The organism is Streptomyces sp. NPDC093094, assembly GCF_044754345.1.
Classification (GTDB): domain Bacteria; phylum Actinomycetota; class Actinomycetes; order Streptomycetales; family Streptomycetaceae; genus Streptomyces.
Window position 1 is genome coordinate 413,276 of sequence record NZ_JBIVOX010000009.1, and the last position, 16,916, is coordinate 430,191.

Annotated in this window: 13 protein-coding genes; 12 read left to right on the forward strand and 1 reads right to left on the reverse strand. The window is 70.7% G+C overall.

Annotation, left to right across the window (positions count from 1 at the left end; genetic code table 11):
• Positions 1-77: 77 nt before the first annotated feature.
• The 12 genes from ACIQGV_RS22090 (at position 78) to ACIQGV_RS22145 (ending at position 15,673) form a co-directional block, all read left to right on the forward strand.
• Positions 78-1,373, forward strand: a complete 1,296-nt coding sequence (locus ACIQGV_RS22090) for a DUF6716 putative glycosyltransferase (RefSeq protein ID WP_402496746.1) — start codon at positions 78-80, stop codon at positions 1,371-1,373.
• A gap of 343 nt (positions 1,374-1,716) precedes the next feature.
• A complete protein-coding gene (locus tag ACIQGV_RS22095; RefSeq protein ID WP_402496747.1) occupies positions 1,717-2,955 on the forward strand; it encodes a cytidylyltransferase domain-containing protein in 1,239 nt (412 codons plus the stop codon).
• A 13-nt stretch (positions 2,956-2,968) separates the two neighbouring features.
• Positions 2,969-3,907 carry an N-acetylneuraminate synthase family protein gene (locus ACIQGV_RS22100; RefSeq protein ID WP_402496748.1) on the forward strand — a complete coding sequence of 313 codons (939 nt, stop codon included), beginning with the start codon at positions 2,969-2,971 and terminating at the stop codon, positions 3,905-3,907.
• A gap of 111 nt (positions 3,908-4,018) precedes the next feature.
• Positions 4,019-5,083 (forward strand): hypothetical protein, encoded by a 1,065-nt coding sequence (locus ACIQGV_RS22105; protein ID WP_402496749.1) that lies wholly within the window; start codon positions 4,019-4,021, stop codon positions 5,081-5,083.
• 328 nt (positions 5,084-5,411) lie between these two features.
• Positions 5,412-6,635, forward strand: a complete 1,224-nt coding sequence (locus ACIQGV_RS22110; RefSeq protein WP_402496799.1) for an amidohydrolase — start codon at positions 5,412-5,414, stop codon at positions 6,633-6,635.
• Positions 6,636-7,369: 734 nt separating this feature from the next.
• Complete coding sequence (locus ACIQGV_RS22115) at positions 7,370-8,416, forward strand: BMP family protein (RefSeq protein WP_402496750.1); 1,047 nt, start codon at positions 7,370-7,372, stop codon at positions 8,414-8,416.
• A gap of 261 nt (positions 8,417-8,677) precedes the next feature.
• A complete protein-coding gene (locus ACIQGV_RS22120) occupies positions 8,678-9,727 on the forward strand; it encodes a BMP family protein (RefSeq protein WP_402496751.1) in 1,050 nt (349 codons plus the stop codon).
• Between the two features lie 210 nt (positions 9,728-9,937).
• Positions 9,938-11,545 (forward strand): ABC transporter ATP-binding protein, encoded by a 1,608-nt coding sequence (locus ACIQGV_RS22125; RefSeq protein WP_402496752.1) that lies wholly within the window; start codon positions 9,938-9,940, stop codon positions 11,543-11,545.
• The gene (locus tag ACIQGV_RS22130; RefSeq protein ID WP_402496753.1) at positions 11,545-12,669 is read left to right on the forward strand and encodes an ABC transporter permease; all 1,125 of its coding nucleotides are present in this window, start codon (positions 11,545-11,547) and stop codon (positions 12,667-12,669) included. Before ACIQGV_RS22125 ends, ACIQGV_RS22130 begins: the two co-directional genes overlap by 1 nt.
• Positions 12,666-13,931 (forward strand): ABC transporter permease, encoded by a 1,266-nt coding sequence (locus tag ACIQGV_RS22135; protein ID WP_402496754.1) that lies wholly within the window; start codon positions 12,666-12,668, stop codon positions 13,929-13,931. Before ACIQGV_RS22130 ends, ACIQGV_RS22135 begins: the two co-directional genes overlap by 4 nt.
• Complete coding sequence (locus ACIQGV_RS22140) at positions 13,928-14,317, forward strand: cytidine deaminase (RefSeq protein ID WP_402496755.1); 390 nt, start codon at positions 13,928-13,930, stop codon at positions 14,315-14,317. The genes ACIQGV_RS22135 and ACIQGV_RS22140 overlap by 4 nt, the downstream gene beginning before the upstream one ends.
• 72 nt (positions 14,318-14,389) lie before the next feature.
• Entirely contained in the window at positions 14,390-15,673 is a 1,284-nt protein-coding gene (locus ACIQGV_RS22145) for a thymidine phosphorylase (protein WP_402496756.1), read from the forward strand.
• 311 nt (positions 15,674-15,984) lie between these two features.
• On the opposite strand, the gene ACIQGV_RS22150 is transcribed toward ACIQGV_RS22145, so the two are convergent.
• Complete coding sequence (locus ACIQGV_RS22150) at positions 15,985-16,905, reverse strand: AEC family transporter (protein ID WP_402496757.1); 921 nt, start codon at positions 16,903-16,905, stop codon at positions 15,985-15,987.
• Positions 16,906-16,916 lie beyond the last annotated feature (11 nt).

Genomic DNA, 16,916 nt, shown 5'->3' on the forward strand with positions numbered 1-16,916 from the left:
TCTCGGTGGACTGCTGTTAACTTTTTGTTGAGTCACGGTTGGGCCGCACCTAGGAATTGATTCCTAGCGTCTTCTGCGTGTCACCAAGTACAACGAAGCCCACACGCATCGCCGTACTCGCGGATTCGGACACCCGCTGGAAATGGGGAGCGCTGACCGCGAGCCGCATCGCCCCGGGCACGCCCCTCCTCGACGGCTTCCTGCTGCGCGGCCGGTCCACCCCGACCGTCCGGCAGCTCGCCGAGGTGGGCGTGCGCGCCGACTCCCTGAAGGAGGTCACGGCCGTCGAGTTCCTGCGCACCATGGCGCGGGAGCCCTACGACGTCCTCGTGCTCTCCCTCGTCGGCGGCGGGGTGCAGGCCCTGCTGCACGGCCTGAGACGCGTGTGGGAGGACCTGCCCGAGCGGCCCGTGGTCGTCACCGGCTACGTCGGCGTCGTCTACGAGAAGCTCGCCGACGGCCTGCTGCTGCGGCACGGCGCGGACCTCGTCCTCGCCAACTCCCGCCAGGACGCCGAGCGGTTCCGCGCGGTGTACGAAGGGGTCGGCGCCGACGCCGGGCCGGTGACCGAGGTGGCCCTCCCGTTCCTCGGCGGAGCCCCCTACGCAGGCGGGCACGAGCCCCGCACGGTGGTGTTCGCGGCCCAGCCGTCCGTCCCGGACAGCCGCAGGGACCGCACCTACCTCCTGGAGCGGCTCGTCCGCCACGCCCGGCTGCACCCCGAGCGCGAGGTCCTGCTCAAACTGCGCTCCCGGCCCGGCGAACACACCACCCACATCGAGGAACTGCCCTACCAGAAGCTGGCCCAGCGGTTCGACGCCCCGGCCAACTTCCGCCTGGTCTACGGCAACATGGGCGAGGTCCTGGACGGCACCGACCTGCTGGTCACCGTCAGCTCGACCGCCGCGCTGGAGTCCCTGCACCGCAAGATCCCCACCGCCGTGCTCACCGACCTCGGCATCCGCGAGACCCTCGGCAACCACCACTTCATCGGCTCCGGCTGCCTCGCCTCCTGGGACCAGCTCGACGCGGGGCACCTTCCGGCGGCGGACCCCGCATGGGTGGCCCGCCAGGGCCTCGCCGTCGACGGGGCGTTCGACGCCGCCCGGGAGCGGGTCGCCGCGCTGCTCGCGAAACCGGGCGGACGCGCGCCGCTCACGCCGTACTACACCCAGACCACCGCACCCGGCTATCTGCCCGGCATCCTCGCCCGCCACCACCTCGGGCCCGACGGCACGCCCCTGCCGGGCGCTCCCGTGCACGACAAGGAGCCGGGGCCGGTCCGGCAGATCGTGCGGCGTGCCGCGCGCGGGGCGTACCGGCACGGCGTGCAGCGGGTGGCGCCGGTCATCCGGCGGATGGGGGAGCTGTGAGCTCCGGTACGCGGGCGGCGTCCGGCTGTCCTTTGCCCGTCGCGTCTGCCGCGTCCGCCGTGTCCGCTGCGTCCGGCTGTCCTGCGTCCGTCGCGTCCGCCGTGTCCGGCCGTCCTGTGTCCGTCGTGTCTGCCGTGTCCGCCGTGTCCGGCCGTCCTGTGTCCGTCGCGTCCGGCCGTCCTGTGTCCGTCGTGTCTGCCGTGTCCGCCGCGTCCGGCCGTCCTGTGTCTGCCGTGTCCGGCCGTCCTGTGTCCGTCGTGTCTGCCGTGTCCGGCCGTCCTGCGTCCGGCCGTTCTGTGTCCGGCCGTCCTTCGTCCGTCGCGTTCCTCAAGGAGTGCAGTCCATGAGCAACCCGCAGGCACACGAAGGCGCTTCGGTGCGCCGTGTGCTCGCCGTGATCCCCGCCCGTGGCGGCTCCAAGGGGGTGCCCGCCAAGAACCTCGCGCCCGTCGGCGGTGTCCCGCTGGTGGCCCGTGCGGTGCGTGAGTGCCGCGCGGCACGGCTCGTCACCGACGTCGTCGTCTCCACCGACGACCACGCCATCGCCGCCGCCGCCCGCGCGGCCGGTGCCGAGGTCGTGCTGCGCCCCGCCGCCATCGCCGGTGACACCGCCACCTCCGAGGCCGCCGTGCTGCACGCCATGGACGCCCACGAGGCACTGCACGGCTCCTCCGTCGACGCGGTCCTGCTCGTGCAGTGCACCAGCCCCTTCGTGGTCCGCGAGGACATCGACGGGGTCGCCGGGGCGGTCGTGGAGCACGGCGCCGACACCGCCGTCACCGTCGCCCCCTTCCACGGCTTCGTCTGGCGCGACGCCGAGGAGGAGACCGAGGGCGGCACCGGCGTCAACCACGACAAGGCATACCGGCCCCGCCGTCAGGACCGCCCCCAGGACTACCTGGAGACCGGCGCCGCCTACGCCATGCACGCGGCCGGCTTCCGCGAGCACGGGCACCGGTTCTTCGGCCGCACCGAGCTGGTCCGCACCGATCCGGCCCGGGTGCTGGAGATCGACGACCCGCACGACCTGGCACGGGCCCGGGCGCTGGCCCCGCTGTTCGACGCGGACCGGCCCGGTTCCCTCCCCGGCCACGACGACATCGACGCCGTCGTACTCGACTTCGACGGCACCCAGACCGACGACCGGGTGCTGATCGACTCCGACGGACGGGAGTTCGTCTCCGTGCACCGCGGCGACGGACTCGGCATCGCCGCCCTGCGCAGGAGCGGCCTGAAGCTGCTGATCCTGTCCACGGAACAGAACCCTGTGGTCGCCGCCCGGGCCCGGAAGCTCAAGCTCCCGGTGCTGCACGGCATCGACCGCAAGGACCTCGCGCTCAAGCAGTGGTGCGAGGAACAGGGCATCGCGCCGGAGCGCGTGCTCTACGTCGGCAACGACGTCAACGACCTGCCGTGCTTCGCCCTCGTCGGCTGGCCCGTGGCGGTCGCGAGCGCCCACGACGTCGTGCGCGGCGCCGCACGCGCGGTCACCGCCCTCCCCGGCGGCGACGGCGCGATCCGGGAGATCGCCGGCTGGATCCTCGGACCCTCGCTCGACTCTCCCGCCCCCCTCCCCAAGTAAGGAAACCCCTGACATGAGCACCAACTCCCGTCTGCGCCAGTTCGGTTCGCGCGAGGTCGGCCCCGGCCGCCCGGTCTACATCTGCGGCGAGATCGGCATCAACCACAACGGAGAGCTGGAGAACGCCCTCAAGCTCATCGACGTGGCCGCCGAGGCCGGCTGCGACGCCGTCAAGTTCCAGAAGCGCACCCCGGAGATCTGCACCCCGCGCGACCAGTGGGACATCGAGCGCGACACCCCCTGGGGCCGGATGACCTACATCGACTACCGCCACCGCGTGGAGTTCGGCGAGGACGAGTACCGCCGCATCGACGAGCACTGCAAGGAGAAGGGCATCGACTGGTTCGCGTCCCCGTGGGACACCGAGGCCGTCGCCTTCCTGGAGAAGTTCGGCCTCCCCGCCCACAAGGTCGCCTCCGCCTCCCTCACCGACGACGAACTGCTGCGCTCCCTGCGCGCCACCGGCCGTACGGTCATCCTCTCCACCGGCATGTCGACCCCGAAGCAGATCCGCCACGCGGTGGAGGTCCTCGGCAGCGACAACATCCTCATGTGCCACGCCACCTCGACCTACCCGGCCAAGGCCGAGGAGCTGAACCTCCGCGTGATCAACACGCTGGAGAAGGAGTACCCGAACGTCCCGATCGGCTACTCCGGCCACGAGACCGGCCTGCAGACCACGCTCGCCGCGGTCGCCCTCGGTGCCGCCTTCGTGGAGCGCCACATCACCCTCGACCGCGCCATGTGGGGCTCCGACCAGGCCGCCTCCGTGGAGCCGCAGGGCCTCACGCGCCTCGTCCGTGACATCCGCACCATCGAGGCGTCCCTCGGCGACGGCGTCAAGAAGGTCTACGACTCCGAGCTGGCCCCGATGAAGAAGCTGCGCCGCGTGGCCGGTGTGGTCACCGAGGCCGAGATCGCGGACGCCGCGGGCGAGCCGGTCTCGGTCTGAACCCCGCTCGCATCCCCGTCCGGGCCGTCGCCCGTCGTACCCGAGTCCGCACCCTTCGTACGGGCGGCCCGGACGGACCAGGATCCTCCTACCAGGACGGTCGTCACGCCGATGAGCCCCCGCGCCGGGAATTCCGGTCCCCGCACCCTCGCCTTCGTCGAGAGCCCGGTACAGCTGCTGAACGTACTGGAGTGGGCGCATGTCCGCGCGTCCGGCGCGGGGCTCACGCTCGTGGTCCTCTCGCCCGTCGATCCGATGACCCGCGGACAGCTCCGGCGGATGGCGGAACTGGCCCGCGACGAGGGACACGAGGTCCGCTGGGAGGAGGCCCGGGGCGGCGCCACCGCCCCCTTCCGGACCGTCGGCGGCCTGACGGGGCCGCTGCGCCGGGCCGAGCGGGTCGTGATGGGCGACCCGTTCTCCCGGTACGTCCAGCTGCTGCTGACCATCACCCGGGCCCGTGAGCTGGTCGTCGTCGACGACGGCACGGCCACCATGGAGTTCGTCACCCAGCTGGCCCGCGGTGAGCGGCTGGTGCGCTGGCACCGCAAGGGCAGCCGGCCCGGCCCCCGCGACCTGCTCTTCGCGCCGGTGTCGTCCGCCGCGCGCCGCCGTCTCACCCCGGCGGGGGGCAGGCGGGTGGAGGTCTTCTCCTCGATGCCGATCGAGGAGGCACCCGACGGCGTCACGATCACCGCCAACGACTTCTCCTGGACCCGCGCCCGCTTCGGGCCGCCGCGGCTCACCAAGGGCGCGGACATGGTCGGCACCTCGCTGGTGGAGACCGGGGTCGTGGACGCCGAGCGCTACCTGGAGGCCGTGACCGGTCTCGCGAAGAAGCACGGCGCCACCCGCTACTTCGCCCACCGCCGCGAGAACGCCGAGAAACTGCACCGGCTGGCCGTGGAGACGGGCCTGGAGATCGTCCGGCCCGACCTCCCCCTGGAGTTGATCGCCCGCCGTGGCCCGATCGGCCGCACGATCCTCAGTTTCCCGTCGACGGTCGTCCACACCCTGCCGCTGGCCCTGGCCGGGACCGAGGTCCGCGTCGCCGTCTGCGACATCGACCCCCGCTGGCTCACCCGGAACGCGTCGCCGCGGGCCCAGGGGTTTCTGTCGGGGGTGACGGGCTCGGCGAAGGACGTGCACCGGCTCGCGGCCGTCGCGGTGGTCTGACGGCTTCGTCCGTGCGTCGCTCCTGCGTCGTCGCCCTTGTGCCGTCGTCCCTGTGCCGCCCCTGCGGCGTCCGTACCTCACAGAGTCCGGTCCCGACAGGTGAACACTCACGCAATACTCCAGCGATGCGTGGTATCCGTGGAATGAGTGGGATGACTCGCCGTGAGTTTCATGATCGACAGGGTTGGAGGTCGCGCGAGTTTACCCACCTCAGACGACAGCTATGCGTCGGGCGGCCAGATTTTCTTCCCCTAACGGGCTGAACTTTTGTTGATCGCGGGTCAGTTGACCGCCCCGGCGTCCTACCCTTCAGAGGGTGAAGCAACTGATGTCCCTAGAGTCCGAGGCCGTTCCTCCCGGGGGAGCCGTGCTTCCCGGCACACTTCCCGAGGCGCTCCGTGCTGAGCTCGTGGCCTTCCGTCGCGACCTGCACATGCACCCTGAGCTGGGAAACCAGGAGTTCCGTACGACCGCCGCGATCAAGGAGCGCCTGCGGAAGGCGGGCCTGGAGCCGCGGGTGCTCGCCGTGGGGACGGGGCTCATCTGTGACATCGGTGTGGACGAGGGCGGCGTACGGGGCGACGGCCCCGGCATGCTCGCCCTGCGGGCGGACATCGACGCGCTGCCCATCCCGGACGCCAAGGCCGAGTGCCCCTACCGGTCCACCGTGCCGGACCGGGCCCACGCCTGCGGGCACGACGTGCACACCACCGTGGTGCTCGGGGCCGGACTGGTCCTCGCCGACCTGCACCGGCGCGGGCTGCTGCCCAGGCCGGTGCGGCTGATCTTCCAGCCCGCCGAGGAGGTGCTGCCCGGGGGTGCCGCCGACGCCATCGAGTGCGGGGCGCTGGAGGGGGTCGAGCGGATCCTCGCCGTGCACTGCGACCCCAGGGTCGACGCCGGGCGGATCGGGCTGCGCCGCGGGGCGATCACCTCCGCCTGCGACCGGCTGGAGATCTCGCTGGACGGGCCCGGCGGGCACACCGCGCGGCCTCATCTGACCACCGACCTGGTGACCGCCGCGGCGCGGGTCGTCACGGACGTGCCCGCGATCGTCGCGCGCCGCGTGGACACGCGGGCCGGGCTCGCGGTGACCTGGGGCCGGATCGAGTCGGGGCACGCGCCGAACGTCATCCCGCAGCATGCCGAGCTGTCGGGCACCGTGCGCTGCCTGGACCTCGACGCGTGGCGGCAGGCGCCGGACATCGTGGTCGCCGCGATCGACGAGGTGGCGAATCTGCACCGGGCCAAGTCCGAGATCAACTACGTGCGCGGGGTGCCGCCGGTCGTCAACGATCCCGTGGTGACCGAGCTGCTGCGGGACGCCATGATCGCCCGGCGGGGGGCGGACTCCGTCGAGGGGACCGAGCAGAGCCTCGGTGGCGAGGACTTCTCCTGGTACCTGGAGCACGTGCCCGGGGCCATGGCCCGGCTCGGCGTCCGGACGCCCGGTGAGCGCACGGTCCGTGATCTGCATCAGGGCGACTTCGACGTGGACGAGTCCGCGATCACGGTGGGCGTGGAACTGTTCACGGCGGCGGCCCTCCTGTAATCCGCGAGAGCCGGTGACGGGGGACGCCTGAGGGGCCTCGGTCCGGTGGGCGGGTGCCTGCGGCGGCCCGTGCGGTCCGGTGGTCGGGTGGCTGCGGCGGCCCGTGCGGGTTCGGTAGGGGCCGGTGCGGCGCCGTCGGTGGTGGGGTGGACGGGGTCGGGGCGGGGGTGTCCGTCCTCGGTCTGGCGCGACTCGGCCACTCGCATTGCCGAGGGCGTCGCGCGCCATCCGCTGCGGGCGGACACCCCCGCCCCGCCCCCTCCCGCCGTCTGCGGCTTCCCGTTCCGTTCGGCTCCGGCCGTCTGCGGCTTCCCGTTCCGTTCCGCTCCGGCCGTCGGTGGTTTCCCGTTCCGTTTCGTGGTGCGCTCCCGTCGTCGGTGGTTCTCCTGTGCTTCCGGCTGTGGTGGAGCGGGGGCCACCCGTTCGGCCCCTGTTCGTCCCGAGCGGGTCTTCCGTCCGGCAGCAGGTCGCGGGGGAGAGGCGGTGCGGTCACGGTCGGGGCAAGGGGACGCCCTCCGGTTGCAGGGTGGGCGGAGGGGGGAGAGCCTGGCCCTGAATGCGGGTGGCCTGCGGTCTCCTTGTCCCTTTCGAACCAGTGGTTCACAGGGGCGTAACGGCCATCGGCACGAATGGATAACGGCCGCGCGGTACCCCGTTCCCAGGAGTGTCTACGCGCGTTAATCTGCGCCGAACCCTGCGCCCACTGCGGGGCTTTGGAGAATGGGGAACTTCAGATGCGTCGGATATCCAAACTGACCCGCGTCGCGGTGGGGGTCGCGTCGATCGCGCTCGCTGCCACCGCCTGCGGCGGAACCAGCAGCGACGGCGGCGACAGCGGCGACCAGGAGAACCTCGGCCTCGCCATCGCCTACGACATCGGCGGCAAGGGCGACCAGTCCTTCAACGACGCCGCCTTCGCCGGTCTGACCAAGGCCAAGGACGAGTTCGGCTACAAGACCGCCGACATCGAGCCCACCGAGGGCGAGACGGACGCCGACAAGGAGCAGCGTCTGGCCTCCCTCGCCAAGCAGGGCTACAACCCGGTCATCGGCGTCGGCTTCGCCTACGGCCCCGCCATGGAGGCCGTCGCCAAGAAGTACCCGGACACCACCTTCGGCATCGTCGACTCCGTCGTCGAGGGCAAGAACGTCGCCTCCCTGGTCTTCGCCGAGCAGGAGGCGTCCTACCTCGCCGGTGTCGCCGCGGCCAAGGCCACCAAGAGCAACACGGTCGGCTTCGTGGGCGGCGTGGACATCCCGCTGATCCACAAGTTCGAGGCCGGCTACAAGCAGGGCGTGCAGGACACCAACTCCAAGGTCAAGGTCATCTCGCAGTACCTGACCCAGACCGCGGAGGAGGGCGGCTTCTCCAGCCCGGACAAGGGCAAGGCCGCCGCCGAGGGCCAGATCGAGAAGGGCGCCGACGTCATCTACGCGGCCGCCGGTCTCTCCGGCCAGGGCGTCATCGAGGCCGCCTCCAAGGCGGGCGTCTGGGCGATCGGCGTCGACTCCGACCAGTACAAGCAGGAAGCCCTCGCGGCGTACAAGGGCAAGATCCTCACCTCCGCGCTCAAGGACGTCGGCGGCTCGGTGTACGCGCTGGCCAAGTCCGTCCAGGACGACAAGCCGCTCACCGGTGTGCAGACCTTCGACCTGAAGGTGAACGGCGTGGGCCTCGCCGAGAGCAACCCCGAGTTCGCCAAGATCGCGGGCCTGACCGCCGCCGTGAACGCGGCGAAGGAAGGCATCATCAGCGGCGACATCAAGGTCAAGACCGAGTAGCAGCGGTCCCGGCAGACCGGAGCGGGCGGGTACGACGTCGTACCCGCCCGCTCCGCCGTTTGCGGAACGTCACTCACCGCCACCCTTCCTTTGCGTTCGGCAATCCCGTGAGTGACGGCGGAGTTACCTTGGCCACGGGCGCATAACAAGGTGGACAGAAGGGGTTTTCAGGTAGGTCTACGCGCGTTAATCTGCGGCGAAGCCAGCGCCGAAGCTGAACTGTCCTACGGCGCTTGTACGTGTACGACAGGAGCACCACACATGCGCCGGATTTCCCGGATCACGGTCGCAGGCGCAGCGACCGCCTCTCTGGCCCTCGCTCTCTCCGCCTGCGGCGGCACCTCGACCGAGAACTCCTCGTCGGAGTCGAAGGGCGACCTGGGTCTGGCCATCGCGTACGACGTCGGCGGCAAGGGCGACCAGTCCTTCAACGACGCCGCGTTCGCGGGCCTGGAGCAGGCGAAGAAGGAGTTCGGCTACGACACGGCCGACATCGAGCCCACCGAGGGCGAGACGGACGCCGACAAGCAGCAGCGCCTGGAGTCCCTGGCCAAGCAGGGCTACAACCCGGTCATCGGCGTCGGCTACGCCTACGCCTCCGCGGTGAAGGGCGCCGCCGAGAAGTTCCCGAAGACCACCTTCGGCATCGTGGACGACTCCACGATCGAGGCGAAGAACGTCGCCGACCTGGTCTTCTCCGAGGAGCAGGCGTCCTACCTCGCCGGTGTCGCCGCGGCCAAGGCCACCAAGACCAACACGGTCGGCTTCGTGGGCGGCGTGGACATCCCGCTGATCCACAAGTTCCAGGCCGGCTTCGAGCAGGGCGTCAAGGACACCTCCCCGAAGGTCAAGGTGCTCACCCAGTACCTCACCCAGACGGCCGAAGAGGGCGGCTTCTCCAGCCCCGACAAGGGCAAGTCGGCCGCCGAGGCGCAGATCGAGAAGAAGGCCGACGTCGTCTACGCGGCCGCCGGTCTCTCCGGTCAGGGCGTGATCGAGGCCGCCGCCGCCAACAAGGTCTGGGCGGTCGGCGTCGACTCCGACCAGTACAACCAGGAAGCGCTGGCGAAGTACAAGGACTCGATCCTGACCTCCGCCATGAAGGACGTCGCCAAGGCGGTCTACAACCTGGCGAAGTCGGTCGAGAACGGCAAGCCGGAGACCGGTATCGTTCGGGGCGATCTCAAGAGCGGCGAGGTGAGCCTGTCGAACTCCAACCCGGAGTTCGCGGACAATGCCGAGATCCAGAAGGCCGTCGAGACCGCCAAGGAGAAGATCATCAACGGCGCGATCAAGGTCAAGAGCAGCTGAGCGGAAACACCTTGAGCAGGGTGTGACCGAGGGGTTGCGTTCGCTCGACCGGGTGCGGGGAGACTTTGCTCCCCGTACCCGGTTGTCGGCGATGCGTGACCCCCTGAAATGCCGTAGGGGCGCTACGCGCGTAGACGACCCCCGTCCCCAGGAGTGTGCGCCATCAACGCGTCCAGCAGCCCTCCGGCCGGAGCGGCGGTCAACGATTCGGTGACCGCCGTCGAACTCGCCGGGATCACGAAGCGATTCCCCGGTGTCGTGGCCAACTACGACATCCACCTCACCGTCCGCAAGGGCACCGTTCACGCCCTCGTCGGCGAGAACGGCGCCGGCAAGTCGACCCTGATGAAGATCCTCTACGGCATGCAGAAGCCGGACGAGGGCACCATCGCGGTCGACGGCGAGCAGGTGAGCTTCTCGTCCCCGGCCGACGCCATCGTGCGCGGCATCGGCATGGTGCACCAGCACTTCATGCTCGCGGACAACCTCACCGTCCTGGAGAACGTCGTCCTCGGCAGTGAGAAGCTCCATGGCATCGGTGCCAAGGCCCGGCGCCGGATCAAGGAGCTCTCCGACCGCTACGGCCTCGGCGTCGAGCCCGACCGCCTCATGGAGGAGCTCGGCGTCGCCGCCCGCCAGCGCGTGGAGATCCTCAAGGTCCTCTACCGCGGCGCGACCACGCTGATCCTCGACGAGCCGACCGCGGTGCTGGTCCCGCAGGAGGTCGACGCGCTCTTCGACAACCTCCGCGAGCTCAAGGCCGAGGGCCTGTCGGTCATCTTCATCTCCCACAAGCTGGGCGAGGTGCTGTCCGTCGCCGACGACATCACCGTCATCCGGCGCGGTACCACCGTCGGTACGGCCGTGCCGTCGCAGACGACCCCGCGTCAGCTGGCCGAGATGATGGTCGGCAGCGAACTGCCCACCCCGGAGACCGCGGAGTCCACGGTCACCGACCAGGTCGTCATCGAGGTCCAGGACCTCACGGTCTACTCGTCGGGCGCCGTGACGCTCGGCAAGTCCTCGGCCGCCCTGCTGATGGACGAGGCCAAGCACGGCAACGTCAAGCGTCTCCTCGACGACATCTCGTTCAAGATCCACGCCGGTGAGGTGCTGGGCATCGCCGGTGTCGAGGGCAACGGCCAGACCGAGCTCGTGGACGCGCTGATCGGCCTGAAGAACGCCCATTCCGGCACCGTCCGCTTCCTGGGCGAGGACATCACCGGCGTCCCCACGCGCAAGCGCCGCGAGGACGGCATCGGCTACATCCCCGAGGACCGCCACCGCCACGGCCTGCTGCTGGAGGCCCCCCTCTGGGAGAACCGCATCCTCGGCCACGTCACCGAGAAGCCCAACGCCAAGGGCGTCTGGCTGGACCTGAAGGCGGCCCAGGAGGACACCCGGCGCATCGTCACCGAGTACGACGTGCGCACCCCGGGCATCGACGTCACCGCGGCCTCCCTGTCCGGAGGCAACCAGCAGAAGCTGATCGTCGGCCGCGAGATGAGCCACAAGCCGAAGTTCCTGATCGCCTCCCACCCCACCCGCGGTGTGGACGTCGGCGCGCAGGCCGCGATCTGGGACCACATCCGTGAGGCCCGCCGCGAGGGCCTGGCCGTACTGCTGATCTCGGCCGACCTCGACGAGCTGATCGGCCTGTCCGACACGCTCCGGGTGATCTACAACGGCAAGCTGGTCGCGGACGCCGATCCCTCGACCGTCACACCCGAGGAACTGGGCTCGGCCATGACCGGTGCCGCAGCCGGGCACCTCGCGCACGAAGAGACGCCGGACGCCCCCGAAGACGAGGCCCGCTGATGAAGAAGTTCGACAAGGAGCGAGTGCTCCTCGCGGTGGCCGGACCGGTCATCGCGCTCGCCGTGGCCTTCGCGCTCAGCGCGATCGTGCTGCTCGCCTCGGGCAAGAACCCGGTCGAGCCGTTCTCGCTGATGTTCGAGCAGCTCGGCTACTCCGACAAGCAGGTCCTGATCATCAACCAGGCGTCGATGTACTACATCGCCGCCCTGGCGGTCGCCGTCGGCTTCCGGATGAACCTGTTCAACATCGGCGTCGACGGCCAGTACCAGCTCGCCGCCATGATGGCCGCGATCGTCGGCGCGCACATGAACCTGCCGGCGGTCGTCCAGATCCCGCTGCTGCTCCTGGTCGCCGCCGCCACCGGCTCGCTGTGGGCCTCGATCGCCGGTGTCCTGAAGGTCACCCGCGGCGTCAGCGAGGTCGTCGCGACGATCATGCTCAACGCGATCGCCGTCTCCGTCATCGCCTACCTGTGGCTGCCCGACGTCTTCGGCGTCACCGTCGGCAACAACACCACCACCGGCGAGATGCACGAGTCCGGCTGGGTCCCCGGCTTCGACATGGGCGACGCCGGCGAGATCTACGGCCTGGTGATCCTCGCCGCGCTGCTCGGCATCGGCTACTGGGTCGTCCTGAACCGCACCCGCTTCGGCTTCGACCTGCGCGCCTCCGGCGCCTCGGAGTCCGCGGCCGCGGCCAGCGGTGTCAGCCCCAAGCGCATGGTGCTCAGCGCCATGCTGATCTCGGGTGCCATCGCGGGTCTGGCGGGTCTGCCGATCCTCATGGGCGACGCCCACACCTTCGACCGCAACTTCCCGACCGGCATCGGCTTCCTCGGCATCGGCATCGCCCTGCTCGGCCGCAACAGCCCGGTCGGCATCGCCTTCGCGGCCCTGCTGTGGGCCTGGCTCGACAAGGCATCCCCGGAGCTGGACTTCCACGGCTACGACAAGGAGATCGCGGTCATCATGCAGGGCATCATCGTCCTCGCGGTGGTCGTCTCCTACGAGGTCGTCCGTGAGTGGGGCCTGCGCCGCCAGCAGCGCCGCGTCGGCGCCGAACTCGCCGCCGGTCATGTCCTCGGCGCCACCAACAACGAGAACAAGGAGGTGGCTGGCCGATGACCACCGCGACCGACGTCAACCAGCCCTCGCTGCAGCCCGCGGCGCCGGCCGGCCGCCGCATGTCGCTGGCGGTGCTGATGCTGGTCATCGCCGGCGGCCTGGCGCTGACCTCGATCGTCCGTCTCATCACGGACGCCGACGGCATCACCAACGTCAGCCAGATGTCCACCGCGCTCCAGCTCGCCGTGCCGATCGGCCTCGCCGGTCTCGGCGGTCTGTGGGCCGAGCGCGCGGGCGTCGTCAACATCGGCCTCGAAGGCATGATGATCCTCGGCACCTGGTTCGGTGCCTGGGCGGGCTTCCAGTGGGGCCCCTGGACGGGTGTCGTGATCGGCATCCTCGGCGGCGCCCTCGGCGGTCTGCTGCACGCCTTCGTGACCGTGACGTTCAACGTCAACCACATCGTCTCCGGTGTGGCGATCAACATCCTCGCCCTCGGCGCCACCCGCTACCTGTCCCCGCTGGCCTTCGAGGGCAACCAGGGCGGCTCCGCCAAGCAGTCCCCGCCGGTCGAGTCCCTCGGCCACTTCACGGTGCCCGGACTGTCCGACTGGCTGCGCGACCTCAACAACGAGGGCTGGTTCTTCGTCTCGGACGTCGCCGGTCTGCTCGGCGGCCTGGTCACCAACGTCTCCTGGCTGACCCTGATCGCCATCGCGCTGATCCCCGGCACCTGGTGGGTGCTGTGGCGCACCGCGTTCGGTCTGCGCCTGCGCTCCTGCGGCGAGAACCCGGTCGCGGCCGAGTCCCTCGGTGTGAACGTCTACAAGTACAAGTACATCGCCGTGATCGTCTCCGGCGGCCTGGCCGGTCTCGGCGGCGCCTTCCTGTCGATCGTGGCCAACCCCTTCTACCTGGAGGGCCAGGTCTCGGGCCGCGGCTACATCGGTCTCGCCGCGATGATCTTCGGCAACTGGATGCCGGGCGGCCTCGCCCTCGGCGCCGGGCTGTTCGGCTACACCGACAGCCTCAACCTGCGCGGCGGCTCGGAGAACGTCCACGCCCTGCTGCTGCTCGGCGCGCTGCTGCTGATCATCGGCGCGATCTGGATGGCCGTACGCAAGAAGTGGATGTCGGCCGTGATCACCCTGGTGATCGGTGCCCTGGTCCTCGCCTGGTACGCCGGCACCAACGAGGTCCCGAACCAGGTCGTCTCCGCCACGCCGTACGTCATCACCCTGGTGGTCCTGGCCCTGTCCGCACAGCGCCTGCGCATGCCGAAGGCGGACGGAATGCCGTACCGGAAGGGACAGGGCAAGTGACCTTCGACTGGGACGCCCTGCGGGCGGTGGCACGGGAGGCGATGTCCCACGCCTACGCGCCCTACTCGGGGTACCCGGTCGGGGTCGCCGCCCGCGTGGACGACGGCCGCACCGTCTCCGGCTGCAACGTCGAGAACGCCTCCTACGGGCTCGGCCTGTGCGCCGAGTGCGGCATGGTCTCGGAGCTCCAGCGCACCGGGGGCGGCCGGCTCACCCACTTCACCTGTGTGGACGGCCAGGGCGACATCCTCGTCCCGTGCGGCCGCTGCCGGCAGCTGCTCCACGAGTTCGGCGGAGCGGACCTCCTGCTGGAGACCCCGGAGGGGATCGTGCCGCTCGCGCAGATGCTGCCCCAGGCGTTCGGCCCGGACCACCTCACCAAGTGACTCCCCGCGGCCCCTCCGAGCGCGCCTGCTCGGAGGGGCCGCCCATTTCCTCAGAACGTCGGAAGGAAACCCATGGCCATGGACGCCATCTCCGTCATCCGCACCAAGCGCGACCGCGGTGAGCTGAGCGACGCGCAGATCGACTGGGTCATCGACGCGTACACCCGCGGCGAGGTCGCCGACGAACAGATGTCCTCGCTCGCCATGGCGATCCTGCTCAACGGCATGAACCGGCGCGAGATCGCCCGCTGGACCGCCGCCATGATCGCGAGCGGCGAGCGCATGGACTTCTCCTCGCTGTCCCGCCCGACGGCCGACAAGCACTCCACCGGCGGCGTCGGTGACAAGATCACCCTCCCGCTGGCCCCGCTGGTCGCCGCCTGCGGCGCGGCCGTCCCGCAGCTGTCCGGCCGCGGCCTCGGCCACACCGGCGGCACCCTGGACAAGCTGGAGTCCGTCCCGGGCTGGCGTGCCCTGCTCTCCAACGAGGAGATGCTGAACGTCCTCGACACCACCGGCGCGGTGATCTGCGCGGCGGGCGACGGCCTGGCCCCGGCCGACAAGAAGCTGTACGCCCTGCGCGACGTCACCGGCACGGTCGAGGCGATCCCGCTGATCGCGTCCTCGATCATGTCGAAGAAGATCGCCGAGGGTACCGGCTCCCTGGTCCTGGACGTCAAGGTCGGCACCGGCGCCTTCATGAAGACCATCGAGGACGCCCGCGAGCTGGCCTCCACCATGGTCGGCCTCGGCACCGACCACGGCGTGAAGACGGTCGCCCTGCTCACGGACATGTCGACCCCGCTCGGCCTGACCGCGGGCAACGCCCTGGAGGTCCGTGAGTCGGTCGAGGTCCTCGCGGGCGGCGGCCCGGCGGACGTCGTCGAGCTGACCATCGCCCTGGCCCGCGAGATGCTGGACGCGGCCGGAGTGAAGGACGCCGATCCGGCGAAGGCCCTGGCCGACGGCTCCGCGATGGACGTCTGGCGCCGCATGATCGCCGCGCAGGGCGGCGACCCGGACGCGGAGCTGCCCGTGGCCCGCGAGCAGCACGTGGTGAAGGCCCCGGCCTCCGGTGTCCTGACCCGTCTGGACGCCTACGGCATCGGCGTCGCCGCCTGGCGCCTCGGCGCGGGCCGCGCCCGCAAGGAGGACCCGGTGCAGGCGGGCGCGGGCGTCGAGCTCCACGCCAAGCCGGGCGACACCGTGACCGAGGGCCAGCCCCTCCTCACCCTCCACACCGACACGCCCGAGCGCTTCGAGTACGCGCTCCAGGCGGTCGAGGGCTCCTACGACGTCGCTGCCCCGGGCACGTCCTTCACCGCCTCGCCGGTGGTGCTGGAGCGTATCGCCTGACCTGCGGCTTCCCCCGACGGGTGAACGGGATCGGTGGACCTGCGCCGGTCCCGTTCGGCGTGTTCGGATCGGTGACGCGTCGAGAGGAGACCGCCATGGGCACACCCACCGTCTGCCAGGACCCCGAGCAGAGCTGGGACAACCTTGTCCGCTTCCGGGAGAAGAAGGTCCCTCCGCCACCCTCTACGGAGAACCGCAGGGTGAGGTCTGTCGCCGGCTGGCCACCGCCAGGTTCGGCGAGGCACTGAAGATCCCCGCTCCCTTCGACGTCGTCGTCGACACCGGCGAGTTCCCCCTCGGCTGACGCCGTCTCAGCCCAGGGCCGCCGCGATCACCACCAGCACCGGTACCGAGACCACCGTCGACAGCAGGATCGCCTCCCGGGCCAGGACCTCGCCGGCCCGGTAGGTGCTCGCGTAGGTGAAGAGGTTCTGCGCGGCCGGGAGGGCCGCGGTCACCACCACGTCCAGCAGCGGCGCGCCCCGCAGGCCGAAGACGCCCGCCGCGAGCAGCCAGGCGATCAGCGGCTGGGCCAGCGTCTTGAGGCCCACCGCGAGCAGCACCGGTGTGCGGTCGCCGCCCCGCAGGGGGACCGCGCTGCCGCACAGGGCGATGCCGAAGGCCAGCAGCGCCGCCGGCACGGACATGTTCCCCAGCAGGGTCAGCGGGTCCATCACGGGCGCCGGTACACGGATCCCCGCCGCCGAGACCGCCACCCCGGACAGCGACCCGACCGCGACGGGATTGCGCAGCGGCGTCAGCACCCGCTGCCACAGCGGCCGCTTCGCCCCGCCCGTCGCCAGGTCCAGCACCGTCACCGCGACCGGCGTCACCCCGACCAGCTGGAACAGCAGCACCGGCGCCACCAGCGACGCGTCTCCCAGCACGTACACCGCGATGGGGATGCCCAGGTTGCCGGAATTGACGTATCCGGCGCACAGCGCGCCGATCGTCGTACGCGCCACGCCCCACCGGCGTGCGACCGCCACCGCCACGAACACCCCGGCGACGGCCGCCGTGCTCAGCGCGGTCACCAGCAGACGGGTGGAGAAGACCACCGACAGGTCCGCCCGGGCGAGGACGGTGAACAGCAGGGCGGGAGTCGCCACATGGAAGGCGAGCCTGGTGAGAACGTCCCGGCCCTGCTCGCCCAGACGGCCGCGCCGCCCGAGGACGTAGCCCACGGCGATCACCACCACGATCACCGCGAACCCGCTCAGCACCCCCCGCACGCCCTCAACCC